Consider the following 24320-nt stretch of genomic DNA (forward strand, 5'->3'; position numbering starts at 1 on the left):
TGTATCGCGGCGGCGGTCGCCGGCGGGTCTCAGCCGTTCTCGTAGACCCATTGCAGCAATGCATCCTGGGCCTTCTGGCCATTGGGCGCGGCCGCATGGTTGATCAGGAACACCACCACATAGGTCTTGCCCGAGGCGGCCTGCACGAACCCGGCGATCGAGCGCACGTCATTGAGGGTGCCGGTCTTGATGTGCGCCTGGCCGGCGACGCCCTGGCTCTTCAGGCGCCGCCGCATGGTGCCGTCGTAGCCCACCAGCGGCAACGACGAGACGAATTCCGGCATCAGCGGCGAGCGATAGGCCTGCACCAGCATGCGGCCCAGCAACATGGGCGAGACCCGCTCGATGCGCGACAGCCCGGCGCCGTTCTCGATGGCCAGCGCGGCCGTGTCGATCCCCTTGTCGTTGAGCCAGGCACGCACCGCGCGCGCACCATTGACCGCATCGCCGGGCTGGCCGCCGAGCTCGGCGGCCAAGCTCAGCAATACCTGGCGCGCCATCACGTTATTGCTGTACTTGTTGATATCGCGGATCACCTCGGGCAAGGTCGGCGACTGCCATTGCGCCAGCAGGCGCGCCGAGGGCGTCACCAGGCCATTGACCACCCGCCCCGAGAAACTGCCCCCCAGGTCCGCCCACATCTGCTGGAAAGCCTGGCCCACATATTGCACATGTGTCATGCGATAGGGATTGATATACCAGCTGCGCGGGCCACAGTCGGCCGCGTAGGTGCCGGCGAACGCGGCGGCACCGGCGTCGTTGCCCAGCATCAGCCGGCTCTGCCAGTCTGGCGGGCACGGCTCCGCGCTCAAGCGCGGGGGCGTCACGGCATAGCCGGCCAGCGGCGGGTCGGTGGTGACCGTCACGCTATTGGTGGTTGCATCGGGCGTAAAGCGAAAGGCGATGGTCTTGTAGTTCAGCAACAAGGCATCCGGGCCGACGTTATAAGGCTTCTGCGGATCGCCGTCGAACTGCGACGGATCGTAGACATTGTCGGCAAAGTAGCTGCGATCCAGCACCAGATTGCCGCTGATCTGGCGCAAGCCGGCCGCGCGCAACTGGCGCAGCAGCAGCCAGAAGTTTTCCATCACCAGCTTGGGATCGCCGCCCCCCTTGATGATCAGGTCGCCCTGCAGCACGCCCTGGTTCAGGCTGCCATCGACATAGGCCTGGGTCTTCCAGGAAAAGGTCGGCCCCAGCAACTCCAGCGCCGCGTCGGTGGTGACCAGCTTCATCACCGACGCCGGATTGAATGGCTGGCTGACATTGGTCGACACCATCGCCCGCGTGCCGCTATCGGCATCGAGCACCAGCACCCCCACGTTCTGCTGCGGGATATGCGCCACCCGTAGCGCGCCCACCACCGGCGGCGGCAGGCTCTGGGCAAGCAATGGAAAATTGCACAGCAGCAATGAAGAGGCGGCAACCAGGAACCGGGAAACACGGGAAGACGGAAACAGGCGTGACATGATTCAACCGAAAATGGGGATCACGCATTATAGGAGAGATGCCCCGCGCGATTTGCCATGACAACGCATCGCGCGGCGCGGAGGCCATGCGATAATTCGCGTCCCGCAAACCGACGTGCTGAGGGGCCGTCGGCAGCAGACTGACAATATGCCAACCGATATCAAGCAAGCCCGCGATCAATCACGCAGACGACGGCTCGACCCGGCGTCGCTGCTGGCATTGCTCAATCCGTTGACGCTGTTCGCACGACGCCCGACGCGCCTGGACGATCCGGCGCCCCAGGAGCTGATCGGGCGTGGTGTGCGTTTTGTCGAGCGCATCTATCGCATGCGCATGGTCGGCGTGGCCACCGGCCTGCTGTGCGTGGGCGCCGGGCTGGTCGAACAGCACGCCGGCTGGCTGGCCTGGACCCTGCTCCTGATGCATGCCCTGGTATGGCCGCAGGCGGCGCGCATCTGGGCGCTGCGCTGCCGCATTCCCTACCGCGCCGAGCGTCGCAACCTGGTGATCGACTCGGTCTACGCCGGCTTCTGGGTCGCGGCCATGCACGCCAGCCTGGTGCCCTCGGCCGTCATCATCACCATGGTCTCGATGGACAACATCGCCGCCGGCGGCGTGCGCCTGTTCATGCGCGGTCTGTACGCCAACCTCACCGGCTTCGCACTGGGCGCACTGGTGCTGGGCTTCGACTTCGCTCCCCACGCCAACCTCACCACCATCCTGGCCAGCCTGCCGATGCTCGCGCTTTATCCATTGGCACTGGGCAAGACCACCTATGACATGTCGCGCAAGCTGGCCGAGCGCTCGCGTGCCTTCGAGCTCGTCAGCCAGACCGACGGCCTGACGGGACTATTCAACCGCCGCTACTGGGAAAACCTGCTGATCTGGGAATTCGAGCGCTGCGGCAAGTCCGACCAGCCCCGGCATGCCTGCCTGTTGCTGCTGGACCTGGACCATTTCAAGTCGATCAATGACACCCATGGCCATCTGGTGGGCGACGAAGTGCTGCGCAGGTTCGCTACCCTGCTGCGCAGCAACCTGCGCGAGCAGGATGCCATCGGTCGCTACGGCGGGGAAGAATTCGTGGTCATCCTGCGTGACACCAGCGCCAGCGAAGCCTGGCAGCTGACGCAGCGCCTGGTGGACGAGGTACGGCGTTACCAGGTCATCCCGGGCGGCCTGCGCGGATGCACCGTCAGTGCCGGCCTGGTGCCGTTCGACCACGGCATGGAAGCGCATTACGTGTGGTTGCAGCGGGCCGACCATGCGATGTATCGCGCCAAGGAAAACGGCCGCGATTGCGTCGTCGCATGGCACGACGACGGCGCCGGCGGCACATGGCCCGCGCCCGACCAGCGCCATCCCGCGGACGCAAAAAAGGCCGACACCTTCGGGGCCGCCACGAGGCCACTGTGAAGATATCGACCTAGGGAAATCAGGGCGGGACTACCGGCTGGTTCAATCAGACCAACGTACGACCCTGGTCTGTAGCCGATGCCCCGCCAGCCGCAGCTAGCGGCAAGACGGGCCTATCAAGCCCGTCAGATCAGTACTGGCAGAGCCTCCAGTACCAAAAGCGCCATCAGCGCGCCACCCACCGCGCCAATCGTTCGCAGTGACACACGGATGGCACGCGAGGCCACCGGCACTTCACCGCAAAGTAACAGACCCGCCAGGGTCATGGGGACAAAGAACACCAGGTTGTTCATGATGATATTAGGCATGATGCGTCTCCTCATTGGCCTGTCTCATTCTCGAGTTCTCTCGGGCGTCCACCAGCCCAAGCGGCGCACGTAACCAACACTACGTTGCCCGACTTGACTGGCAAAACCTGACAAAGACCTGAAACCGGCTCTGGCCTTGGCTTTGCTGTTGCCCTTGTTGATTCGAGTATAGGCCTCATGCCCAATAACACAAGCATCTGTTAGAACTTTCGTTGCTGCATAGCAGCGACAACAACGCGAATCAAATGATGTTGCGAACGCACAAAAGTTAGTTTTCACGGGCGAATTGCCTTGACCCATTTTTGAGCGCGAGCGTAGAATTCGTCCGTTCTCATTAAATGGAGTCCCTCTCATGGGTACTTGTTCGGGTGACAGTTGTTGCCGGTTAATTACCGGTTAAAGCCAGGCAAGATTTCCGCAGGACTCCTCCTGTCGTCATTTTGCCCAGCGCAGATGACGGCATAACGATGCAGGCCGCGCACCAACGCGCATCGCCTCACACGCATCGTCATTCCCCACAACGACAGATCGACGATCGACCGCTACGCCTACAGCGTCCCGGCTTGGCCATCCCTTTGCTGCTCACGCGGCCACATGCACTCCCTGCCCTCACGGCGCCGGGAACGGATGCACATGGGCAGGCCAATGCTGACGATTTGCTGACGGACGCCGCTTGACGGCGGTGCCGGCGTCGCGTCCCAGGTACCAACGACAGGCGCTCCCTGCGACCCAAGCGGAGGCTGTGATGCAACAGGAACCACCATGAATCTCCCGTCGACCACCTGGCCTGCGGCCGACACGACGAGCGCTCATCGCAGCGCCCGATGGCAAGCCCCGCGCACCTGAAGTGCGCAGACAACAAGAAAAGAAGTGCATCATGAATCTGAACCTGTTGAAAGAAACCTTCGTCACCTTCATCCGCGCCCGCGGCATGGATCGTCATTTCCGCCGCCTGGGCATGGACATGTTCCGCAGCGCCCCGGTCAGCCGCGACGTACCCCAGACGCTGGCCGAGCAACTGCACCAGGCGGCCCACGCCGACAGTGCCGAGCTGCTGCAGCGCCTGGGCTCGCGCCCAGATGGCCTGACCGAAAGCGAAGCCGAGGCCATCCGCGCCGAGGTCGGCCCCAACGAAGTCGAGCACGAAAAGCCGCTGTCCTGGCCGGTGCACCTGTGGCACTGCTACAAGAACCCGTTCAACCTGCTGCTGACGTTGCTGGCGGCGGTCTCGTTCTACACGGAAGACATGAAGGCGGCCATCGTCATCGGCACCATGGTGGTGGTATCGACATTGATGCGCTTCGTCCAGGAGGCGCGCTCCAACACCGCCGCCGACAAGCTCAAGGAAATGGTCAGCAACACCGCCACCGTGATGCGCCACGACCTGCGCGAAGACATCGCCGAAGAGGCGCGCCGCTACTTCGACGTGCAGTTGCACTCGCGTGGCGCGCGTCGGGTCGAGGTACCGATCCGGCAACTGGTGCCCGGCGATATCGTGCTGCTGTCGGCGGGCGACATGATGCCGGCCGACCTGCGCCTGCTGGGCGCCAAGGACCTGTTCGTCAGCCAGGCCGCCATGACCGGCGAATCGCTGCCGGTCGAGAAATTCGCCACCCCCAGCAATCTCAACACCGCCAGCCCGCTGGAGCTGGACAACCTGTGCTTCATGGGCACCAACGTGGTCAGCGGCTCGGCCACGGCGGTGGTGGTCACCACCGGCAAGCGCACCTACTTCGGTGCCCTGGCCGAGCGCGTGACGGCCACCGATCGCAGCCCCACCGCGTTCCAGTCGGGCGTCAACAAGGTCAGCTGGCTGTTGATCCGCTTCATGCTGGTGATGACGCCGGTAGTGTTCTTCCTGAATGGTTTCACCAAGGGTGATTGGGTCGAGGCCTTCCTGTTCGGGCTGTCGGTGGCGGTGGGCCTGACCCCCGAGATGCTGCCCATGATCGTCACCTCGACCCTGGCCAAGGGCGCAGTGGCGCTGTCGCGCAAGAAGGTGATCGTCAAGCGGCTCGACGCCATCCAGAACTTCGGTGCCATGGACGTGCTGTGCACCGACAAGACCGGGACCCTGACCCAGGACAAGATCTTCCTCGAACGCCATACCGACATCCGGGGCGAGCGCGACGATGAAGTGCTGCAGTACGCCTACCTCAACAGCTATTACCAGACCGGCCTGAAGAACCTGCTCGACGTGGCCGTGCTGGAGCACGCCGAACTGCAACGCGAGATGTCGGTGGCCTCGGCCTATCGCAAGGTCGACGAGATCCCGTTCGACTTCCAGCGGCGCCGCATGTCGGTGGTCGTGAGCGAACGGGAAGACCATCACGAGCTCATCTGCAAGGGCGCGGTCGAGGAAATCGTCTCGGTCTGTACCCATGCCCGCCATGACGGCCGCGTGGTGCCGCTCACGCCGGAACTACTGGCCGAGATCCACGCCACCACCGGGCGCCTCAATGCCGAAGGCCTGCGCGTGGTAGGGGTGGCTGCCAAGGACTTGCCTCCCACCAAGGAAACCTACGGCCTGGCCGATGAGTCGGACCTGGTGCTGGTCGGCTACATCGCCTTCCTCGACCCGCCGAAGGAATCGACCGCCCCGGCATTGGCGGCACTGCGCGCGCACGGCGTGGCGGTCAAGATCCTGACCGGCGACAACCAGCTGGTCACCGCCAAGATCTGCCGCGAGGTGGGGCTGGAAGTCGACGGCATGCTGCTGGGTGGCGACGTCGAGAAGATGAGCGACCAGGAGCTGGCCGTGGCGGCCGAGAAAGTGACCGTGTTCGCCAAGCTGAGCCCGGCCCACAAGGAGCGCATCGTGCGCGTGTTGCACGACCAGGGCCATGTGGTGGGTTTCATGGGTGACGGCATCAACGACGCACCCGCGCTGCGTGCGGCAGATATCGGCATCTCGGTCGATACCGCCGTCGATATCGCCAAGGAGGCCGCCGACCTGATCCTGCTCGAGAAGAGCCTGATGGTGCTGGAAGAAGGTGTGCTGGAAGGCCGCAAGACCTTTGCCAACATGCTCAAGTACATCAAGATGACGGCCAGCTCGAACTTCGGCAATGTGTTCTCGGTCCTGATCGCCAGCGCCTTCCTGCCCTTCCTGCCGATGCTGCCCTTGCATCTGCTGGTGCAGAACCTGCTGTATGACGTGTCGCAGATCGCGATCCCTTTCGACAACGTCGATCGCGAATTCCTGGACCGTCCGCAGCGCTGGGATCCAGCCGACATCGGCCGCTTCATGGTGTTCTTTGGCCCGATCAGCTCGATCTTCGATGTCTCGACCTTCGCGCTGATGTGGTTCGTGTTCGGCGCCGACTCGCCGCAACACCAGACCCTGTTCCAGTCGGGCTGGTTCATCGAGGGCCTGCTGTCGCAGACATTGATCGTCCACATGATCCGCACCCGCCGCATTCCGTTCTTCCAGAGCCGTGCCGCCTGGCCGCTGATGGGCATGACGCTGGTCATCATGGCCGCCGGCGTGTTCCTGCCGATGTCGCCACTGGCGCACTACTTCAAGCTCGAAGCGCTGCCGCTGGCCTACTTCGGCTGGCTGGCGGCGATCCTGCTGGCCTATGCAGTACTGATCCAGGTCATGAAGAACTGGTACGCGCGACGTTACGGATGGCAGTGACGGACGTTGCGGACAGGCGTGCATCCATTCGATCGGCGCCGCAGCGAAAGCCGCGTCCCGGCTAGCGATCGTTCGAACGCCAGAGCGAAAATAATGCGGTAAAACCAAAAAAGCTTACTCCCAGGCAAGGGGGTAAGCTTTTTTACCTTGAAGTTCAGGGTTTCCCCGATAGTGCGCTTGACACGTGGTCGTTAATCTCTCGACATCGAACAAAACTCACGAAAAGACACGGCGCAGCCGAGGGCATCAATGAACGCAATTCTGCATGAAGGCAACTGCGAAGGCAGTTACAAAAGCATCACCGACGGCAAGATATACCAGTACCGTGCCGACTATCGCGGCGGCGAATCGATCTCGTGGAGCGCCAGCGTCACCTGGGGCGCGCGCGAGGCCTTGTCGCGGGTGGGATCGATCTCGCACAACATCCTGTCCGGCCATTCATTGCAGGAGCTGGTGCGCGCCCATGTCGTGGCATCGATCCAGGCCGCCCTGGGCGAGCAGGTCTGAGCCGTTACCACTGCCTGACCGACGCGATCGACGCACCGCGCCGGCTCCGGCCTTCAATGGCGCGGCAGGTGCACCGACACCACCGTCTGCGTCTCCCGGCTGGACATCACATCGACCCGGCCACCGTGCGCTGCCACGATCTGCTGGGCAATATACAGGCCCAGTCCCAGGCCCTGGCGGTTGCCTTCGGTACTGTCGCCACCGCGGAACGGATCGAAGATGGACGGTAGCAAATGGGCCGGTATCACCCCCTGATTGGCCACCTGCAGTATCACCTCATGCTCACCGGCGCCATCGATGCGCACACTCACCGGTTGTCCCGGCACGCCATGCTGCAGCGCATTGCCGAGCAGGTTGGCTACCACCTGTGCCAGTCGCTCGGGATCCCAGTGCCCCGTATCGTCGCCCACGCAACTGCTGAGGATGACGCAGTCCGGATAGGTGGCGCGGTACTCCTGCGCTACCTTGCCGGCCATCTCGCCCAGTACCATCTGCTCGCGCGAGAGCGCAATGCCGCCACCCAGCCGTGCCCGGGCAAGATCGAGCATGTTCTCGATCAGCTTGGCCATGCGCCGGCCACTGTTGAGGATCTGCTGCGAGGCTTTTTGCGCCACTTCCTCGCTATAGGTCCGCTGCAGCAGCGTGGCCGCCATCATCACCGCGCCCAAGGGATTGCGCAGGTCGTGCCCGAGGATCGCCACGAACATCTCGTTGGTGCGCAGAGTCTCGGTGCGATCGCGCAGTTCCAGCGCCAGTTGCTGCTTCTGGCGGTACAGCTGGAAGAACACCTCGGCCTTGTTGCGCAGGATGTGCGGCTCGATCGGCTTGTACAGGAAATCGACGGCCCCGCTTTCGTAGCCCTTGAACATGCGGTGCTCGTCGCGGGTGCCGGCGGTCACGAAGATGAGCGGGATGTTACGCGTGCGCTCGCTGCCCCGGATCAGCTCGGCCAGCTCGAAGCCGTCCATCATCGGCATCTGGACGTCGATCAGGGCCAGGGCCACGTCATGTACCAGCAGCAGCTCGAGCGCCTCGAAGCCGGAACGTGCCTGCAGCAGTTCCACGTCGTCGCGCTGCAGCAGCGCCGACAAGGCCAGCAGGTTCTCGGCCAGGTCATCGACCAGCAAGAACTTCACGCGCGGCAGGGGCTGTCCCTTGGTTTTGTCAATCACCTGCTTTTCCTTTCACCCTTGACGCTCAGCGATGCCAGCACATCGGCGATCCGAGCCAGCGTCAATACATAATCTATCGGTCCGGCCGCGATCGCCTGCTCGGGCATGTAGGGCGCCTGGGCCTGCCCCGGGTCCTGCACCATCGTCATGCCACCGGCGGCCCGGATCGCCTGCAGGCCGGCCGCGCCGTCCTGGTTGCCGCCGGTCAGGACGATGCCCAGCAGGCGCGGGCCGAAATGATCGGCGGCCGACTCGAACAACACATCGATGGCCGGTCGCGAAAAATTCACGGCCTCGTCATTGGACATGGCCAGCAACGGCGCCGCATCGCTACCGTCGACCAGCAGATGGTAGTCGGGCGCGGCAAAATAGATCGTCGCCGGCAGCAGCGGGTCCTTGTCCTGGGCCTCGACCACCGGCAGGGCGCAGCGGGCATCGAAAATCTGCGCCAGCAGGCTGGGCCGCTCGCGCGGAATATGCAGCACCACCATGGTCGGCGGCGCGACCCCGGCGCGCAGCGCCGGCAACACCTCGAGCAGTGCCTCGACCCCACCGGCGGAGGCACCGATGACCACCGCCTCGACTGCCGAACAATCGATGGCCGGGGTCATAGCTCGCCCTTCTTCTGGAAGATACGGTCTTCGCGCACCACTTCATCGAAGGCGCTGTTATGGGCCGAGAACCGCAGCGACTCCTTCGATCCCAATCCAAGAAAGCCCTTGCGGCACAACGACTCGCGAAACAGGCCCAGCGCGCGTTCCTGCAACTGGCGATTGAAATAGATCAGCACGTTGCGGCATGACACCAGCTGCATCTCGGCAAATACGCTGTCGGTGGCCAGGCTGTGATCCGAGAACACCACATTGCGGCGCAGCGACTTGTCGAACACCACCGCACCATAGGCCGCCGTATAGTAATCCGAAAGCGAGGTCTTGCCGCCCGACTTCTGGTGGTTGCTGGTGAAGCCGGCGATGCGGTCCAGGTCGTACACGCCGGCCTCGGCCTTCTTCAGCGCCGCCTGGTTGATGTCGGTGGCGTAGATCAGGGTGCGTTCGAGCAGGCCTTCCTCGCGCAGAAGGATGGCCAGCGAATAGACCTCCTCGCCGGTACTGCAACCAGCCACCCAGATCTTGAGCGAGGGATACGTGCGCAGCAGCGGCACCACCTTCTCGCGCAGCGACAGGAAGTAGGTCGGATCGCGAAACATCTCGCTGACCTGCACCGTAAGGTAATCCATCAATGCCGGAAAAACCGTCGCATCGTGCAACACGCGGTGTTGCAGCTGCGACAACGTGGTGCACTCGAAGCGGCCCAGCGCCGTGGTCAGGCGGCGCTTGAGCGACGAGCCGGCATAACCGCGAAAATCGCAGTGGTACTTGAGATAGATCGCATCGAGCAGCAACTGCATCTCGATGTCGAAGTGCTTGTCAGTCATGCGCAATGTCCGATCACGACTTGGGCATCCACACCCGCACCAGCGACAACAGCTTTTCCACGTCCAGTGGCTTGGCGATGTAGTCGTTGGCGCCGGCGGCCAGGCATTTTTCCTGGTCGTCCTTCATGGCCTTGGCCGTCAGGGCAATGATAGCCAGTTTCTTGAATTCGGGTTTCTTGCGGATCTCGCGCATGGCGGTCAGGCCGTCCATCTCGGGCATCATGATATCCATGAGCACCAGGTCGATGGCACCCTGCTCGGCAGTGCGACTGCGCTCCAGCGCTGCCAGCGCCTCCAGGCCATTGCGGGCGATCTCGATCTTCATGCCCTTCGGTTCGAGCACCGACGACAGGGCAAAGATATTGCGCACGTCGTCTTCCACCACCAGGATGCGGCGTCCCTCGAATACCGATTCGCGGTCGCGCGCCACCTTCAGCATGCGCTGGCTTTCGGCCGGCAGCTTGGTCTCGACCTGGTGCAGGAACAGCGTCACCTCGTCGAGCAGGCGCTCGGGCGAACGCGCATCCTTGATGATGATGGAGCGCGAGAAGCGGCGCAGTCGCTGCTCTTCCTCGGCCTTGAGCGAACGACCGGTATAGACGATCACCGGCGGGAAAGCCACCTGGTCCTGCTCGGCCATCTTTTCCAGCAACTCGTAGCCGGACAGGTCGGGCAGGTTCAGATCCATCACCATGCAATCGAAGGTGGTCTGCTGCAACTGGCGCAACGCATCGCCGGCGGTATGCACGCCGACGATGTTGATGTTCTCGCCGGCGAGCAGCTGGCGGATGCTGTCGAGCTGACGCGCATCATCCTCGACCACGAGCACGTGACGCAGGTCCTGCAGGAACTTGGCTTCGAGCTTGCGCACGGCGCCAACCAGTTCTTCGCGCTGCACCGGCTTGAAGGCATAGCCGACCGCACCGCGCTCCATCGCTTCCTGGGCATAGTCGGCCACCGACACCACATGCACCGGGATATGCCGGGTGCGCGGATTGCGCTTGATCTGGTCCAGCACGCCCAGTCCGGAGAAGTCCGGCAGGTTCATGTCGAGCAGGATGGCGCTGGGGCGATACATGTCGGCAGCGGCCACGCCATCGTTGGCCGAGTGGGTAAGCACGCACTGGAAGCCCATCTCATGCACCAGGTCGCGCAGGATCAGGGCGAACGCGGTGTCATCCTCGACCACCAGGATCAGGCGCGCATTGGGCTCGATACGATGGCGGTCATCCTCGATGGCGATCTCGGTCAGCCCCTGGCGCGGATGGGTCTGGTGCGAGCGCACATCGGGCGATGCCGCCACCGCACCGGCCGAGACCGGTGACAGCGTCGGTGCGGCGCCGGGCCACGCCAGCGATGGCGACGACGACGGCGCGCCGGACATGCCCGAGGGCGCCTCGCCGTCGCCGGCATACACGCGCGGCAGCGTCAGGGTGAAGATGCTGCCCTCGCCCTCGCGACTTTGCACCTGGATATCGCCGCCCAGCAAGCGGGCCAGGTCGCGCGAGATGGACAATCCCAGCCCGGTGCCGCCGTACTTGCGGTGGGTACTGCCGTCAGCCTGGCGGAAGGCCTCGAAGATAAACTGGTGCTGCTCGGCGCCGATGCCGATGCCGGTGTCGCGCACCACGAAAGCGACATGGCTGGCGCCGGCATCGCGCACGGTCAGGCTCACTTCTCCCTTGTCGGTGAACTTGATGGCATTGGACAGCAGGTTCTTGAGGATCTGGCCCAGGCGCTGGATATCGGTCTCGATCTGCGTCGGCGCCGCCGGGTCGACACTCACGCGCAGGGCCAGGCCCTTCTGTTGCGCGGTGGGCGCAAACACGGCGCGCAGTTCATCGGCCAGCTTGGCCACCGGGAACGGCTCGGGCAGGATATCGAGCTTGCCGGCCTCCATCTTCGACAGGTCGAGGATATCGTTGATCAGCGCCAGCAGGTCGTTGCCGGCCGACGAAATGGTCTGCGCGAAGCGCACCTGCTCTTCGGTCAGATTGCCGTGCTTGTTGTCGGCCAACAGCTTGGCCAGGATCAAGGTCGAATTGAGCGGGGTGCGCAGCTCGTGGCTCATGTTGGCCAGGAACTCGCTCTTGTACTGGTTGGCGCGTTCCAGTTCGGTTGCCTTGTCCACCAGCACCACCTGGGTCTTGGCCAGGTCGTCCTTCTGGGTTTCCAGCAATTGCGCCTGTTCCTCCAGCTGGGCGTTGGTTTCTTCCAGTTCGGCCTGCTGGGTCTCGAGCCGCAGCTGCGACGCCTTCAAGGCCTGGCCCTGCTCTTCCAGCTCTTCGTTGTTGACCCGCAATTCTTCCTGTTGGGCCTGCAATTCCTCGGCCTGGCGCTGGGTCTCTTCCAGCAGTTCTTCCAGGCGGCTGCGGTCCTTGGACGAGCGCACGGCGATGGCGATCTGGTCCGACAGGCGCGCCAGCAGTTCTTCTTCCTCGGGTCGGATGCGACGCAGGAACCCCAGTTCGACCACTGCCTGTACCTGGCCCTCGGCGGCCGCCGGCACGATCATCAATTCCCTGGGTGGGCGTTGCCCCAGCGCCGACGACACCGTGAAATAATCCCGGGGCACATCGCGTATATGCATCGCCTGGTTCAACTTCACCGCCTGGCCCAGCAGGCCTTCGCCGTCGCGCAGGGCCAGCGCGCCTTCGCTGGCCGGCATGGCGTAGGCACCGAAGCGCTCGAACTGGCCATTGCCCTTGCGCAGGTAGATCGCACCGATCTGCGCATTGAGATAGTTGGCCAGGAAATTGAGGGTGTTGTCACCCAGCAGCTCCAGGCGCTGGTCGCCTTGCAGGCGTTGCGCCAGGCCCATCTGCCCGGAACGGATCCAGGTCTGCTTCTCGCGGCTGCGATAGTCGCGCGAGGTCATCACGGCCGACGTCAGGATCAACAGCAGCAGCAGCGCCGATCCGCCCCAGGTGACCATGCTGGAAAACGCTACCGCGTCCTGCCAGTCGCCCTGGCGCGTGGCCAACAGGGCGCGCTCGTGGTTTTCCATCTCGCGCACCACCGCGCGCACCCGGTCCATGGCCATCTTGCCACGGTCCGACTGCACCACGGCCAAGGCGCCGGCGGAGTCGCCGTTGCGTCGCAGGGTGATGGTCTCACCCAGCTCTTCCATCTTTTCGCGGGTGATCGACTCGACCTGGGACAGCCGCTGCAACTGCTCGCTGCTATCCGACACCAGGCGACGCAACTTGTCGAATTCGCCCGGCAACGAGGCCCGGGCCTGGTTGTACGGTGCCAGGTAGCTTTCGGCGCCGGTCAGCAGGAAACCGCGCTGGCTGGTCTCGGCATCCTTCATGGCCGAGATCAGCACCTGCAGCTGCTCGCGCACGTCGATGGTGTGCGAGACCGCATCGGCGGCCTCGGTGCGGGTGATCGAGGCTTGCAGGGTGAAGATCGAGATCAGGATCACCGCCAGGACGGCGATGCCAAACCCGACCAGCGGCCCGGGCGGCAGCGGCGGCCCCGAGAATGCGCCCTTGCTCTGGCGCTTGAATGTGGCAATGCGTTCTTCGGCTTGGCTGGAAAAAACCGGCACGGTGCGCTCCGTTCTAATAGATTCTGGTGAGCTGTGAGGGACCGTGATCCCCCTCCCTGCGCATTTCTGCGTGGCAAAAATGCCGAAAATTATACTTGGTTATTAGCGCTCAGGCCTGCCATCGTGCAGCGCGGCAATGGCTCGAACCCGGCTAGGACCGGGCTTGCGTGGTTCGGTTCAATCCGGCGCTCAGCTTCCGGCCAGGCTGGCGGCGATATTGATCGACAAGCCGATGATGGCGGCATTGAAAATGAAACAGATCAGCGAATGGGCCAGCACCGTCTTTCTCAGCGCACGGGTGGCCACGCCGACGTCGGAGGTCTGCACGGCCACGCTGATGGTGAACGAAAAATAGAGGAAGTCCCAGTAATCGGGACGCGCCACGCCATCGGCGAAGCGCAGTGGCAAGGCCGACGGATCATCGTCATCGGCATAGAACTGGCGCGCATAGTGCACCGTGAAGATGGTGCCGATCATCAGCCATGAACCCAGCACCGTGGCGCCGGTGAATGCGTAGCGCCCCAACCGTCCCTGCTGCCCCTGGCCACCGGCCAGTTCCAGCAGGATCGCCACCAGGCTGGCAATGGCCGCCACGCAGACCATCGCCAGCACCAGTTGCGCACTTTCGTCTTCCTGCTCGGCGCGCTTCTTGGTCGCCAGGGCATCGGCCCGCAGCATCATCGACCACAGGAAGAACAGGTACAGCCAGACACCGACATTCCACCCGATCAGGCACTGCGAGATCAGGGATCCGGAAGGCCAGCACACGCCAGCGACCACGCCAATGGCGGCAGCGACCAACAAGCGGGGATGAACCTGGACGATATGGCGGGCGACGGACATAGGGAGAAGATGGGTGGTGATGGTGGACGCACATGGCGAAACGGCTGAAACATAACATGTTTCAGCCGTCGCCAATCAACGTGCGGCCCCTAGCGACGGGCCGATATCGCATGTGCCACGCGGGTGGCGTCATCGAAACTGGCAAACCCGGTCAATGCCATGGTATTGATGGTCATCGGCTCGGTCACCTTGGCGATATTGGTCACCCGGCCCTCGACCACGGCGGCCAACTGGCGGCCGACCAGCTCACGGGTGCCGGCCGTCAATCGCGCGGTACCGGTGGGCGTGAACTGCAGCAGCAGGACCGAGCGCCCCGCCGCATCTTTTTGCACGGTGGCGCGCTCGACATCGGCCGCCCCCAGGATGGGTTGCGGCGCCAGGTAGACCACCATGCCGGGAATATCATTGCTGGTCGCCCTGGTCCATCCTTCGGCGGGCGCGGTGGTGGCACCACGCAACTCGAACGTCTGGCTGGCCGGCCTCGGGTCGCCGCCGCTGGCGCAGCCGGCCATCACGGCCAGCGCTGCGACGGCCGCCAGCGCGCCGCGCCAGCCGCCGCGGGTGGCGATGGCGGCGCTCAAAACTCATGCTCCTTCAAGGCCCGCTCGGCGCGCTCGCGCGCGCCTGCCAGGGCCTCGGCCTCGGTGGGGAAGATACCGACCGGAATATACGTCTCGGCCAGTTCGGGCTCACGCGAGAGCCGTACGAAGACCTGTGCCTCGAATGTGTCGTCGGGATTCTTCTGGGCGTCGTAACGGGCAATATGGGTGCCGCTCTGCAATACCTTGTCGCTCATGCTGCCTCCGGTCTGATGGTCAAAGTGGCAGTTAGACATAATGACGGTGCGGTGGTTCGAGCGCTGGCGAGCTCACTGTTTCATCAAAGAAACTAAATTAACAAAAAATTAACATTACCTTGCTTGCGCAAAGCGCACGGTGATCACCGTGCCCGCGCCCTGCTCGCCACAGGCCAGCGTGATGGTGGCGCCATGATCATGGGCGATCTCGCGCACGATGGCCAGCCCCAGGCCACTGCCGGCGACCTTGTCGTTGGCGCGATAGAAGCGGTCGAAGATGCGCTCGCGGTGCTCGGGGGCGATGCCCGGACCGCTATCCTCGATGCTCAGCAGCGTGGCGCCCTGCTGTTCCAGGCAGCGCACCGTGACGCTGCCGCCGGCGGGGGAATAGCGGATCGCATTGTCGATCAGGTTGTCGATCAGGTCGCGCAGCAGGAAACGGTCGCCCGCCAGGCGCGCCGGCATCAGGTCGAAGCCGAGATCGATCTGCTTCTTGTCGGCTTGCTCGATGAAATGCTGGATCGATTCTTCCACCAGCTTGTCCAGCGACAGCGTCTCGAGCTTGCGCTGCTCGAACAGGCCCGGCTCGGAACGCGCCAGCGCCAGCAACTGCCGGCTCTGGCGGATCATCCGTTCCACCGACGAATTCATCATCGCCAGCGAGCGGATGGTGTCGCCATCGTCGGCATGCTTGGCATGCAACAGTTCGACTTGCAGCTTGAGGCCGGTCAAGGGTGTGCGCAACTGGTGCGCCACATCGGCCAGGAAGTTCTGCTGCGCTTGCTCGCCCTTGCTGATGCGCCCCATCAATTCGTTCATGGCGCCGATCAACGGCACCAGCTCGACCGGCGCACCGGCATTGTCGATGGCACCCAGCTTGCCGTGGCCACGCTGCTCGAGATTGCGCTGCAGGCTGCGCAGCGGTCGCAGTCCGCGGCGCACTGCCAGCATCACCACCGCCACCGAGATGAAGGTCAGCACCCCTTCGGCGATGAGCAGCGACAACAGGATGGTGTAGTGCGCGCGATTGCGCTTGCGCACCGTTTCGGCCACCGCCATCGAGATCACGCCGTTCTTGACCTTTACCTGCAACGCCGCGATGCGCACCGGTTCGCCACGCATGACGGCGTCATAGCTGATCGGGCGGTCGAAGACGTCGCTCTCGACCATGGGCGGAAAGCCGCGATCGCCGACCACGATCTGGCCATCGATATCGCGCACGGCGAAGAAGGTGGTGTCGGAATGGTTGCTGCGCAGGATCTGCTCGGCCTGCTGGGTCAGTTCGGCGGTGGTGTGCTCCTGGCGATGCCGCACCTGGGCGTACAGGGCCCAGGTCGAATCCATCAGGTTCTGGTCGAACGCGTGCTGGGCCGGCAGCCAGGCCAGCCAGTAGGTCACGCCGCCGCCTACCAGGTTGATCAGCAACAGCGGCGCAATCAGCCATTTGAGCAGGTTGCGCCGGATGCTGGTGTGCGAGGCCGCCATCGGTGGTGGCTCAGTTATCGCTTTTCTCGAGCATGTAGCCAAAGCCGCGGATGGTGCGGATGGCCACGCCCGAGTCGGCGATCTTGAGCCGGATGCGCGAGACATACACCTCCACCGCATTGATGGTGAAGTCCTCGCCCCAGGGCAGCACGGCATCGATGATCTGCTGCTTGGACACCACGCGCGAGGCATGCTGCATCAGGTATTCGAGCACGGTCCATTCACGCAGCGACAGTTCGATGCGCCGGCCGTTGATATCGGCGCGCTTGGTGGCGTTGTCGAGCGAGAGGCCACCGACCAGCAGCTGCGCCGGCTGCGGTGCGCTGCGCCGGATCAGTGCCTTGATGCGCGCTACCAGTTCGGGCGTGGCAAAGGGCTTGACCAGGTAGTCGTCGGCGCCCAGTTCCAGGCCATGCACCCGGTCGGGGATGGTGTCGCGCGCAGTCAGCAGCAGCACCGGCGTATTGTTGCCGGCCGCGCGCATGCGCCGCAGCACCTCGAAGCCATCGATGTCGGGCAAGCCGATATCGAGCACCAGCACCGACGCGTTGAAGCGTTGCGACAGGGCATCGGTACCATTGTTGACGGTATGCACGGTGAACCCGTGCGAATTGAGCACTCGCGACAGGCCGTCGGTGAGTACCGGATCGTCTTCGACCAGCAATACGTTCATAGGGCTTCAGGGCAGAAAGGAGAACGCCAGATCCGGCGCCACGGTTCATCGTATTTCAAGCGCGGCGGCCCTGCCAATCAGGGTTTTCCCGGTACGCGCGCATGCCGGGGATTATGTGCCAGTTTTGCCGGAGTCAGCGTTTTGTCAGTGCAGCCATGACCCTCAGCTGAAATAACGCGCATCCATGCGGCGAAATACCCAGGCCGATCCCAGCGTGATCAGCCCCACGATCACGAAGGTGATCTGGAACGACAGGCTGGTGGCTGCGCCCGAGACATCCTTGAACTGGTTCACCAGGGCGCCGCCGATGGTCACGCCCAGGCCGATGGCCAGCATCTGCACCATCGAGAAGAGGCTGTTGCCGCTACCGGCATCGGCCCGGCCCAGGCCCTTGAGGGTGACGCTGTTCATCGCGGCAAATTGCATCGAATTGGCGGCCCCGAATATCGCCAGTTGCGCGATGCCCAGCGCCAGCGGCCAGCTGGGCGTGATCAAGGCGAACGAGACGATGGCCAACCCCACCACTGCCGTATTGACCAGCAGGAACCTGTCATAGCCATGGCGCCTGACCAGCGGCGCGATCCACGGCTTGGCGATGGTGCCGGCGATGGCCGCCGGCAGCAACACCAGGCCTGACTGCAACGGGGTATAGCCCAGTCGCACCTGTAACAGCAGCGGCAGCAGGAACGGCACGGCCGACGAGCCGATGCGGCACACCAGGTTACCGGCCAGGCCGATGCTGAAATTGGGTTCGCCGAACAGGCCCAGCCTGAACAGCGGATCGGGGTCGCGCCGGGCATGCCGCACGTACAGCCACACCGCCGCCGCGGCCAGGGTCAGGAGCAGCGCGCTCCAGGCCATCCGATGCTGTTCGGCCGGCACATCCAGCGCCAGCGAGAAGGCCACCATGCATCCCGAGAGCAAGGCACAGCCGCGCACATCGAAGCGCGGCGCGGCCGGCAGCGAATCGTCGGGCAGGTAGCGCAGCACCGCCAGCATGCCGACGGTGCCGATGGGCACGTTGATCAGGAAGATCCAGTGCCATGACAGGCTTTGCACCAGCCAGCCACCCAGCACCGGCCCCACTACCGGCCCCAGCTGGCCGGCGATCGAGATCGACGCCAGCGCCGCGATGTATTGCGCGCCCGGCACGCTGCGCAGCACCGCCAGTCGCCCTACCGGCAACAGCATCGAGCCGCCGATACCCTGGACCACCCGCGCGGCCAGTAGCTGCGGCAAGGTGGTGGCCGTGGCGCACAGGATGGAGCCGATCACGAACACCAGGATGGTGGCGAAGTACATGCGACGGGTGCCGAAACGGTCGGCCAGCCAGCCCGAGGCCGGGGTCAGCGAGGCCATGGTCAAGGTATAGGCCACGACCACCGGGTGCATTGCCAGCACCGGCTGGCCCAGGCTGCCGGCCATGGCTGGCAGGGCCGTATTGACGATGGTGGTGTCGAGCGTCTGCATGAAGAAGCCGGACGCGACGATCCACAGCAGGGCGCGCTGTGCGGGGGGTTGTTGTCGGTCTGGGCTGGATGCGGTGGAATGGTCTGTCGAGGACGATGACATGGAATCGGGCGCGAAAAAACGGGACACCAATCGTTCCGGTGCCCCTTGAGGTCGTGTGCTTGCTGACGAAGCGATAGCCGCTATTCTAGTTCGTTTGCCGGTGTCGCTCAGGCGCGCCGCGATTATTTTCCGTTCGGCGTCGGTACGCCTTCGATACGGTCCTGCGGACCACCTCAGTCCGAACGGTGGTTGGGTGATCGATAAACAGTAAACTATTTCCCGTTCGTACTGGGTAGCTGCCATGGCAGCGTATCGAAGGCTCGGCTGACTTTGTCGCCAGCGCGCCTTAGAGGCCATCCTGCGCATCACCTCAGTGCGAACGGTCTATCAATCAAAAATGCCGCTCAGCGTTGACTGAACGGCATTACCGCACTAGGCGGGCTTTTCTGAATTTGGTGGAAAGTGCAAGTTTCGAACTTGCGACCCCTGCAGTGTGAATGCAGTGCTCTACCCCTGAGCTAACCTTCCGTTTTCTTGACGCTACTGGTTACTGCTCATGCGTCGAGAGGCAAGATATTACATAGTTTTCGCAAAGCGGGCAAGCCCTCTTCACAAAATTCTCAAATAGTTCGCACACTGTCCTCAGGCAGCCGCGGCATCCGCCACCGCTTCCGGTGGCGGCGGTTCGAAGCGCCATACGCAAGCGCCCCGGACTTCCTTGTCCAACTGGTTCAGCACGCCTTCGTGCAAGGCCAGTTCCTCGTCGCTGGCGGCGATCACGATGATGTCGGCCAGTGGCGTAGCCTCGAGCGCCAAGGCATTGGCCGCCTGGTCCTCGCTGCTGCCCAGGTCCATCGTCAGCGTGTTCTGGCCGCGGGTCATGGCCAGGTACACCTCCGACAGCAGTGCCGCATCGAGCAAGCCGCCATGCAGGGTACGGTGCGCGTTCGAGATGCCGTAGCGGTCGCACAGGGCATCGAGCGAATTGCGGCGCCCGGGGTGCTGCTCCTTGGCCATCTGCAACGAGTCGATCACGCTGTCGACGTGCTCGCTGAACTTGGGCAGGCCCAGCAGGGCCAGCTCCGCGTCCAGAAAGCCGACGTCGAAGGGTGCATTGTGGATGATGATCTGGGCCCCGCGCACGTAGTCCAGGAACTCGGCGGCGATCTGCTTGAAGGTCGGCTTGTCAGACAGGAACTCGGTGGTCAGGCCGTGCACCGCCAGCGCCCCTTCTTCCGAGTCGCGCTCGGGGTTGATGTAGAAGTGCAAGTTGCGACCCGACAGCTGGCGGTTCAGCAGTTCGACGCAGCCGATTTCGAGGATGCGGTTGCCGGCGCGTGGCGACAGCCCGGTGGTTTCGGTATCGAGGACGATCTGGCGCATGAGGGCTATTCCTGGTGAAGACTTTCGATTGGCTCGATGACCGGCTCAGCGTGCCGTCTCGACCCCGCGATTGGCCAGCTGGTCGGCGCGCTCGTTGCCGGCATGACCATTGTGGCCGCGCACCCAGCGCCATTCGACCTGGTGCTCGGCCTGGGCCGCGTCGAGCGCCTGCCACAGGTCGGCATTCTTGACCGGCTCGCGGGCGGCGGTCTTCCAGCCGCGCGCCTTCCAACCGTGGATCCACTCGCTGATCCCCTTCTGGACGTACTGGCTGTCGGTGTGCACCACCACTTCGCAGGGCCGCTTGAGCACCGTCAATGCCTGGATCACCGCCATCAGCTCCATGCGGTTGTTGGTGGTATTGCGTTCGCCACCGAAGATTTCCTTCTCCTGGCCGTTGAACACCAGCAGGGCACCCCAGCCACCCAGCCCGGGATTGCCCTTGCAAGCGCCATCCGAATAAATATCTACCTTGTCCATGCTCTTGTCCGTTGTTGCATCAATGCGAGGCCGCGATCATACCCGATCACTGGCCGTCGGACTTGTGAATGCGGTTGGTGGCCGGCACGCCACGCGGCGCCTTGACCTTCTGCCGGCTCAGCGCCGGCCCGACCAGGCGCATGCCCGGCACGCGCTTGATCGCCTGTACGATGTAGACCGCGCCGAAGTAAGGCCACCAGCGGTCGCCCGCCTGTTCCATGAAGCCAAACCGCTGCAGCCATTTCTCGGTTTCGCACGGCGGTGCGTAGCAGCCGAAATGGCCGCGATTGACTTCCATGTTGAGCAGCTTGAGCCAATCCTTGAGGCGCGGCAGGCGGATGAACTCGCCATCGCGCGGCAAGAAATGGGCGCCGGTCAGGCGCCCGCCCGCCTGGCGCAACCCCCACAAGCTGCTGGGATTGAAGCCGCAGATGATCAACTGCCCTTCCGGGATCAGCACCCGCTCGACCTCGCGCAACACCTGGTGCGGCTCGGCGGCAAATTCCAGCACATGCGGCAGCACCACCAGGTCCAGGCTCTGCGAGGCAAACGGCAATTCGCAGAAATCATGCACCAGCACCTGCGGTATCTCGAGCTGCGACTGGTTCTCGCCCGGCATCACGTTATCGGTCAACCAGCGATACGGCATGCGGTTGGCCTGCAAGGCGTGGATCTGGGGCGAGCCGAGCTGCACCGCGTTGAAGCCGAAGATGTCGGCCGTGAGGGTATTGAGATGCTGCTGCTCCCACTGGCGCAGGTAAGTCCCGGTCGGGGTCTGCAACCAGGAGGCCAGGTCTATAATCTGCGCTTGCGCATTTTCAATCATTCAATCACGCCTATGACCGAGCAGCCAGCCACGCCAGCCACCCGGGATCCGAAATCTGCATTGGCCGTCCTGGCCGTGCCGGCCTTCGACGACAACTATTTGTGGCTGATCCATGACGGCCACCAGGCCGCCGTGGTCGACCCGGGCGACGCTGCCCCGGTGCTGGCCGCGCTGGCGGCTAACCGGCTCACGCTGGGCGCTATTCTACTGACTCATCATCATGCTGACCATGTCGGCGGCGTGCTCGAGCTGGCCGGGGCCTATCCGGGCCTGCCAGTCTATGGCCCGGCGCGCGAATCCATCGCCGGCGTAACCCATCGACTGGCCGAAGGCGACGAGGTCGAGTTGCCGCAATGGCAACTGATCTTCAAGGTCATCGATGTGCCTGGCCACACATCGGGACATATCGCCTACCATGCCGCCAGCGCCAGCATGCTGTTTTGCGGAGACACGCTGTTTGCCGGCGGCTGCGGCCGTATCTTCGAAGGCACCCCGGCACAGATGAGCCAATCACTTGCCAGGCTGGCAAGCCTGCCGCCGGCCACCGCCGTGTATTGTGCCCACGAATACACATTGTCCAACCTGCGTTTTGCCGCCGTCGTCGAGCCTGGCAATGCCGCGCTGCACGAGCGCATCGCCTTCGAGACCGCCAAGCGGCAACGACAGCAGCCCACGGTGCCATCGACCGTCGGATTGGAGCGGTCTACCAACCCCTTCCTGCGGTGCGGCCAGGCCGAAATCATCGAATCGCTGCAGAAGGCCGGTCGTTTGCAGAACATGGACGAAGTTGCGGTATTCGCAGCGCTGCGCGAATGGAAGAATGTCTACAAGTAGCGATCCGTTGCAGCGATAAAGCGGCAAGTTGAACGAAGATCCCAGCGGCTGCTTTGTAACAGGGGCATTTTTTTACTTGACTGTAGAAAAGGGTCTTCCGTACACTCGCTCCATTCCTCATTTTGGGGCGCGATTTTTTACGTATTCTTACGTCGGATTTCGCTTGCTGCTGACACCGCACCGTTCGGCAGGACCTCAGCAGTTTCGATGCCGCATCTTATGCGACTGACCCGATGACATGATTTGCGGCAGTCTGCCGGCGCACTCTTCGATGGCGCCGCGACTGCATGGCAATTGTTGCAACTCTTTAGCCCCTGGCACAGGACATCGCCCACATGCAGCGAACACTGAAGACCCTAGCTATCGCCGTACTGCTTTGCGCTGGCACCCCGCTGCTCTCCCACGCCAACGACATCTCGATCTACCCCGCTCCCTTCAATGCGATCAACCCCGAACTGGCCGGCAACGCGCTGCCGGGGATGAACGACATCGATATCTGGACCCGTATCCGCAAGGGCTTCGGCATTCCCGACCTCGATAACACGCTGGTCGAGAGCCAGACGCAGTGGTACAGCTCGCGCCCCGACTACATCCAGCGCACCACCGTGCGCGCCTCGCGTTATCTGTTTCACGTAGTGCAAGAACTGGAAAAGCGCGGCATGCCGACCGAACTGGCGCTGCTGCCCTTCATCGAGTCGGCCTTCAACCCGGAAGCGCTGTCGACCGCCAAGGCGGCCGGCATGTGGCAGTTCATCCCTTCAACCGGGCGCGACTACAACCTCAAGCAGAACATGTTTACCGACGAGCGCCGCGACGTACTGGCCTCCACCGATGCCGCGCTGAACTATCTCCAGAAGCTCTACGGCATGTTCGGCGACTGGCAACTGGCACTGGCGGCCTATAACTGGGGCGAAGGCTCGGTGCAGCGCGCAGTCAACCGCAACCTGGCCGCAGGCCTGCCGATCGACTTCAATACGCTGTCGGCGCAGATGCCCAACGAGACACGCAACTACGTACCCAAGCTGCAGGCGGTCAAGAACATCATTGCCAATCCGGCATCGTTCGAGATCGCCCTGCCCAAGGTCGACAACCAGCCCTACTTCGTCACCATCGGCAAGACCCGCAATATCGACGTCAAGGTAGCGGCGCAACTGGCCGAACTGTCGCTGGACGAATTCAAGGCGCTCAACCCGCAATTCAATCGCCCGGTCATCATCGGCAGTGACGATACCAAGATCCTGCTGCCCGAGACCAATGCCGAGAAGTTCAAGTCGAACATGTCGAAGTGGACCCAGGCCTTCACCAGCTGGACTTCGCACACCGTCTCCAGCGCCCGTGAACGCATCGAGACCATCGCCAGCAAGTTCGGCACCACCCCTGAGGTGATCCGCAGCGTCAACCAGATTCCGCCGCGCATGGTGTTGAAGGCCGGTTCGACCATCCTGGTGCCGAGATCCGAAGAAGCCACCTCGCTCGATACCGACCTCACCCCCGAGATCGCCGACAATGCACGCCTGGCCATCGCCCCCGATGTGCCCGAGACCCGCCGCATCTACGTCAAGGCAGGCAAGCGCGACACCCTGGCTGGCATCGCCGGCCGCTATCGCGTCAGCGTGGCCCAGCTGCGCGAGTGGAACGGCCTCAAGCGCGATACCCTGGCCGCCGGCCAGAGCCTGCAATTGAATGTACCCAACGTGGCGCGTGGCGCAGCCCCTACCCGCGTCGCCTCGCATCGTGCGGCGCCGGCCGCCCCGGCGCGACGCCAGGTCGCGACAGCCAAGGCACCGGTGCGCAAGGCCGCGGCAGCGCCGGTTCGCAAGGTGGCCGCCGCCAAGCCGATTACCCTGGCATCGGGCAACGGCGGGCGCAAGCAGTAAGACAGCACGGAAGAATCCGGAGGATACCGGAGGAGACAGCAGCCTGGCTGCAAGCAGGATCACACCAACGCCATCAGAACAATATCGTTGCGTACAGTTTCATGTCATGC

At 63.6% G+C, this 24320-nt stretch carries 20 protein-coding genes and 1 tRNA gene; 5 read left to right on the forward strand and 16 right to left on the reverse strand.

The window, feature by feature from the left end:
* Positions 1 to 29: 29 nt before the first annotated feature.
* Positions 30 to 1469: a D-alanyl-D-alanine carboxypeptidase/D-alanyl-D-alanine-endopeptidase gene (gene dacB, locus PMI40_RS03470; RefSeq protein ID WP_008112143.1), complete on the reverse strand. Its 1440-nt coding sequence runs from the start codon at positions 1467 to 1469 to the stop codon at positions 30 to 32.
* A gap of 148 nt (positions 1470 to 1617) precedes the next feature.
* Between dacB and PMI40_RS03475 the strand changes: the two genes are divergently transcribed.
* A complete protein-coding gene (locus tag PMI40_RS03475) occupies positions 1618 to 2886 on the forward strand; it encodes a diguanylate cyclase (RefSeq protein ID WP_008112145.1) in 1269 nt (422 codons plus the stop codon).
* A gap of 125 nt (positions 2887 to 3011) precedes the next feature.
* On the opposite strand, the gene PMI40_RS03480 is transcribed toward PMI40_RS03475, so the two are convergent.
* On the reverse strand, positions 3012 to 3194 hold the full coding sequence (locus PMI40_RS03480) for a hypothetical protein (protein ID WP_008112147.1): 183 nt from the start codon (positions 3192 to 3194) through the stop codon (positions 3012 to 3014).
* A gap of 877 nt (positions 3195 to 4071) precedes the next feature.
* Here PMI40_RS03480 and mgtA point away from each other — a divergent pair.
* Complete coding sequence (mgtA, locus tag PMI40_RS03485; RefSeq protein ID WP_008112149.1) at positions 4072 to 6834, forward strand: magnesium-translocating P-type ATPase; 2763 nt, start codon at positions 4072 to 4074, stop codon at positions 6832 to 6834.
* Between the two features lie 249 nt (positions 6835 to 7083).
* Positions 7084 to 7341 (forward strand): hypothetical protein, encoded by a 258-nt coding sequence (locus tag PMI40_RS03490; RefSeq protein WP_008112150.1) that lies wholly within the window; start codon positions 7084 to 7086, stop codon positions 7339 to 7341.
* A 53-nt stretch (positions 7342 to 7394) separates the two neighbouring features.
* On the opposite strand, the gene PMI40_RS03495 is transcribed toward PMI40_RS03490, so the two are convergent.
* From PMI40_RS03495 to PMI40_RS03560, 14 genes are all read right to left on the reverse strand, one after another.
* Positions 7395 to 8513 carry a hybrid sensor histidine kinase/response regulator gene (locus PMI40_RS03495; protein ID WP_008112151.1) on the reverse strand — a complete coding sequence of 373 codons (1119 nt, stop codon included), beginning with the start codon at positions 8511 to 8513 and terminating at the stop codon, positions 7395 to 7397.
* Positions 8510 to 9124: a chemotaxis protein CheB gene (locus PMI40_RS03500; RefSeq protein WP_008112152.1), complete on the reverse strand. Its 615-nt coding sequence runs from the start codon at positions 9122 to 9124 to the stop codon at positions 8510 to 8512. The genes PMI40_RS03495 and PMI40_RS03500 overlap by 4 nt, the downstream gene beginning before the upstream one ends.
* Positions 9121 to 9948: a protein-glutamate O-methyltransferase CheR gene (locus PMI40_RS03505; protein WP_008112153.1), complete on the reverse strand. Its 828-nt coding sequence runs from the start codon at positions 9946 to 9948 to the stop codon at positions 9121 to 9123. The genes PMI40_RS03500 and PMI40_RS03505 overlap by 4 nt, the downstream gene beginning before the upstream one ends.
* A gap of 13 nt (positions 9949 to 9961) precedes the next feature.
* Positions 9962 to 13501 carry a response regulator gene (locus PMI40_RS03510; protein ID WP_008112154.1) on the reverse strand — a complete coding sequence of 1180 codons (3540 nt, stop codon included), beginning with the start codon at positions 13499 to 13501 and terminating at the stop codon, positions 9962 to 9964.
* Between the two features lie 189 nt (positions 13502 to 13690).
* A complete protein-coding gene (locus PMI40_RS03515) occupies positions 13691 to 14344 on the reverse strand; it encodes a DUF1345 domain-containing protein (RefSeq protein ID WP_008112155.1) in 654 nt (217 codons plus the stop codon).
* Between the two features lie 89 nt (positions 14345 to 14433).
* Positions 14434 to 14925, reverse strand: a complete 492-nt coding sequence (locus PMI40_RS03520; RefSeq protein ID WP_008112156.1) for a hypothetical protein — start codon at positions 14923 to 14925, stop codon at positions 14434 to 14436.
* Positions 14922 to 15140: a hypothetical protein gene (locus tag PMI40_RS03525; protein ID WP_008112157.1), complete on the reverse strand. Its 219-nt coding sequence runs from the start codon at positions 15138 to 15140 to the stop codon at positions 14922 to 14924. Before PMI40_RS03525 ends, PMI40_RS03520 begins: the two co-directional genes overlap by 4 nt.
* A gap of 114 nt (positions 15141 to 15254) precedes the next feature.
* Positions 15255 to 16625 (reverse strand): sensor histidine kinase N-terminal domain-containing protein, encoded by a 1371-nt coding sequence (locus PMI40_RS03530; protein WP_008112159.1) that lies wholly within the window; start codon positions 16623 to 16625, stop codon positions 15255 to 15257.
* A gap of 10 nt (positions 16626 to 16635) precedes the next feature.
* Entirely contained in the window at positions 16636 to 17298 is a 663-nt protein-coding gene (locus PMI40_RS03535; RefSeq protein WP_008112162.1) for a response regulator transcription factor, read from the reverse strand.
* Between the two features lie 162 nt (positions 17299 to 17460).
* Positions 17461 to 18870, reverse strand: a complete 1410-nt coding sequence (locus PMI40_RS03540; RefSeq protein ID WP_008112163.1) for a DHA2 family efflux MFS transporter permease subunit — start codon at positions 18868 to 18870, stop codon at positions 17461 to 17463.
* Between the two features lie 393 nt (positions 18871 to 19263).
* A tRNA-Val gene (locus PMI40_RS03545) sits at positions 19264 to 19338 on the reverse strand.
* 114 nt (positions 19339 to 19452) lie between these two features.
* The gene (dnaQ, locus tag PMI40_RS03550) at positions 19453 to 20193 is read right to left on the reverse strand and encodes a DNA polymerase III subunit epsilon (RefSeq protein WP_008112165.1); all 741 of its coding nucleotides are present in this window, start codon (positions 20191 to 20193) and stop codon (positions 19453 to 19455) included.
* Between the two features lie 45 nt (positions 20194 to 20238).
* Complete coding sequence (gene rnhA / locus PMI40_RS03555) at positions 20239 to 20673, reverse strand: ribonuclease HI (protein WP_008112167.1); 435 nt, start codon at positions 20671 to 20673, stop codon at positions 20239 to 20241.
* A gap of 46 nt (positions 20674 to 20719) precedes the next feature.
* The gene (locus PMI40_RS03560; RefSeq protein WP_008112170.1) at positions 20720 to 21499 is read right to left on the reverse strand and encodes a class I SAM-dependent methyltransferase; all 780 of its coding nucleotides are present in this window, start codon (positions 21497 to 21499) and stop codon (positions 20720 to 20722) included.
* Positions 21500 to 21511: 12 nt separating this feature from the next.
* Between PMI40_RS03560 and gloB the strand changes: the two genes are divergently transcribed.
* Together gloB and PMI40_RS03570 are read left to right on the forward strand one after the other, a co-directional pair.
* Positions 21512 to 22333: a hydroxyacylglutathione hydrolase gene (gene gloB, locus PMI40_RS03565; RefSeq protein ID WP_008112171.1), complete on the forward strand. Its 822-nt coding sequence runs from the start codon at positions 21512 to 21514 to the stop codon at positions 22331 to 22333.
* A 335-nt stretch (positions 22334 to 22668) separates the two neighbouring features.
* Positions 22669 to 24210 (forward strand): transglycosylase SLT domain-containing protein, encoded by a 1542-nt coding sequence (locus PMI40_RS03570; RefSeq protein WP_008112174.1) that lies wholly within the window; start codon positions 22669 to 22671, stop codon positions 24208 to 24210.
* The last annotated feature ends 110 nt before the right edge of the window (positions 24211 to 24320 follow it).

This window comes from Herbaspirillum sp. YR522, assembly GCF_000282575.1.
GTDB lineage: Bacteria > Pseudomonadota > Gammaproteobacteria > Burkholderiales > Burkholderiaceae_D > Herbaspirillum.

What these genes read in the sequence shown, in the direction of transcription:
- PMI40_RS03480 (WP_008112147.1), bottom strand. Translation starts at nt 3,194, where the DNA reads ATGCCTAATATCATCATGAACAACCTGGTGTTCTTTGTCCCCATGACC.
- rnhA (WP_008112167.1), bottom strand. Translation starts at nt 20,673, where the DNA reads ATGGACAAGGTAGATATTTATTCGGATGGCGCTTGCAAGGGCAATCCC.
- PMI40_RS03490 (WP_008112150.1), top strand. Translation starts at nt 7,084, where the DNA reads ATGAACGCAATTCTGCATGAAGGCAACTGCGAAGGCAGTTACAAAAGC.
- PMI40_RS03500 (WP_008112152.1), bottom strand. Translation starts at nt 9,124, where the DNA reads ATGACCCCGGCCATCGATTGTTCGGCAGTCGAGGCGGTGGTCATCGGT.
- dnaQ (WP_008112165.1), bottom strand. Translation starts at nt 20,193, where the DNA reads ATGCGCCAGATCGTCCTCGATACCGAAACCACCGGGCTGTCGCCACGC.
- gloB (WP_008112171.1), top strand. Translation starts at nt 21,512, where the DNA reads ATGACCGAGCAGCCAGCCACGCCAGCCACCCGGGATCCGAAATCTGCA.
- PMI40_RS03475 (WP_008112145.1), top strand. Translation starts at nt 1,618, where the DNA reads ATGCCAACCGATATCAAGCAAGCCCGCGATCAATCACGCAGACGACGG.
- PMI40_RS03515 (WP_008112155.1), bottom strand. Translation starts at nt 14,344, where the DNA reads ATGTCCGTCGCCCGCCATATCGTCCAGGTTCATCCCCGCTTGTTGGTC.
- PMI40_RS03525 (WP_008112157.1), bottom strand. Translation starts at nt 15,140, where the DNA reads ATGAGCGACAAGGTATTGCAGAGCGGCACCCATATTGCCCGTTACGAC.
- PMI40_RS03540 (WP_008112163.1), bottom strand. Translation starts at nt 18,870, where the DNA reads ATGTCATCGTCCTCGACAGACCATTCCACCGCATCCAGCCCAGACCGA.
- dacB (WP_008112143.1), bottom strand. Translation starts at nt 1,469, where the DNA reads ATGTCACGCCTGTTTCCGTCTTCCCGTGTTTCCCGGTTCCTGGTTGCC.
- PMI40_RS03530 (WP_008112159.1), bottom strand. Translation starts at nt 16,625, where the DNA reads ATGGCGGCCTCGCACACCAGCATCCGGCGCAACCTGCTCAAATGGCTG.
- mgtA (WP_008112149.1), top strand. Translation starts at nt 4,072, where the DNA reads ATGAATCTGAACCTGTTGAAAGAAACCTTCGTCACCTTCATCCGCGCC.
- PMI40_RS03560 (WP_008112170.1), bottom strand. Translation starts at nt 21,499, where the DNA reads ATGATTGAAAATGCGCAAGCGCAGATTATAGACCTGGCCTCCTGGTTG.
- PMI40_RS03535 (WP_008112162.1), bottom strand. Translation starts at nt 17,298, where the DNA reads ATGAACGTATTGCTGGTCGAAGACGATCCGGTACTCACCGACGGCCTG.
- PMI40_RS03505 (WP_008112153.1), bottom strand. Translation starts at nt 9,948, where the DNA reads ATGACTGACAAGCACTTCGACATCGAGATGCAGTTGCTGCTCGATGCG.
- PMI40_RS03570 (WP_008112174.1), top strand. Translation starts at nt 22,669, where the DNA reads ATGCAGCGAACACTGAAGACCCTAGCTATCGCCGTACTGCTTTGCGCT.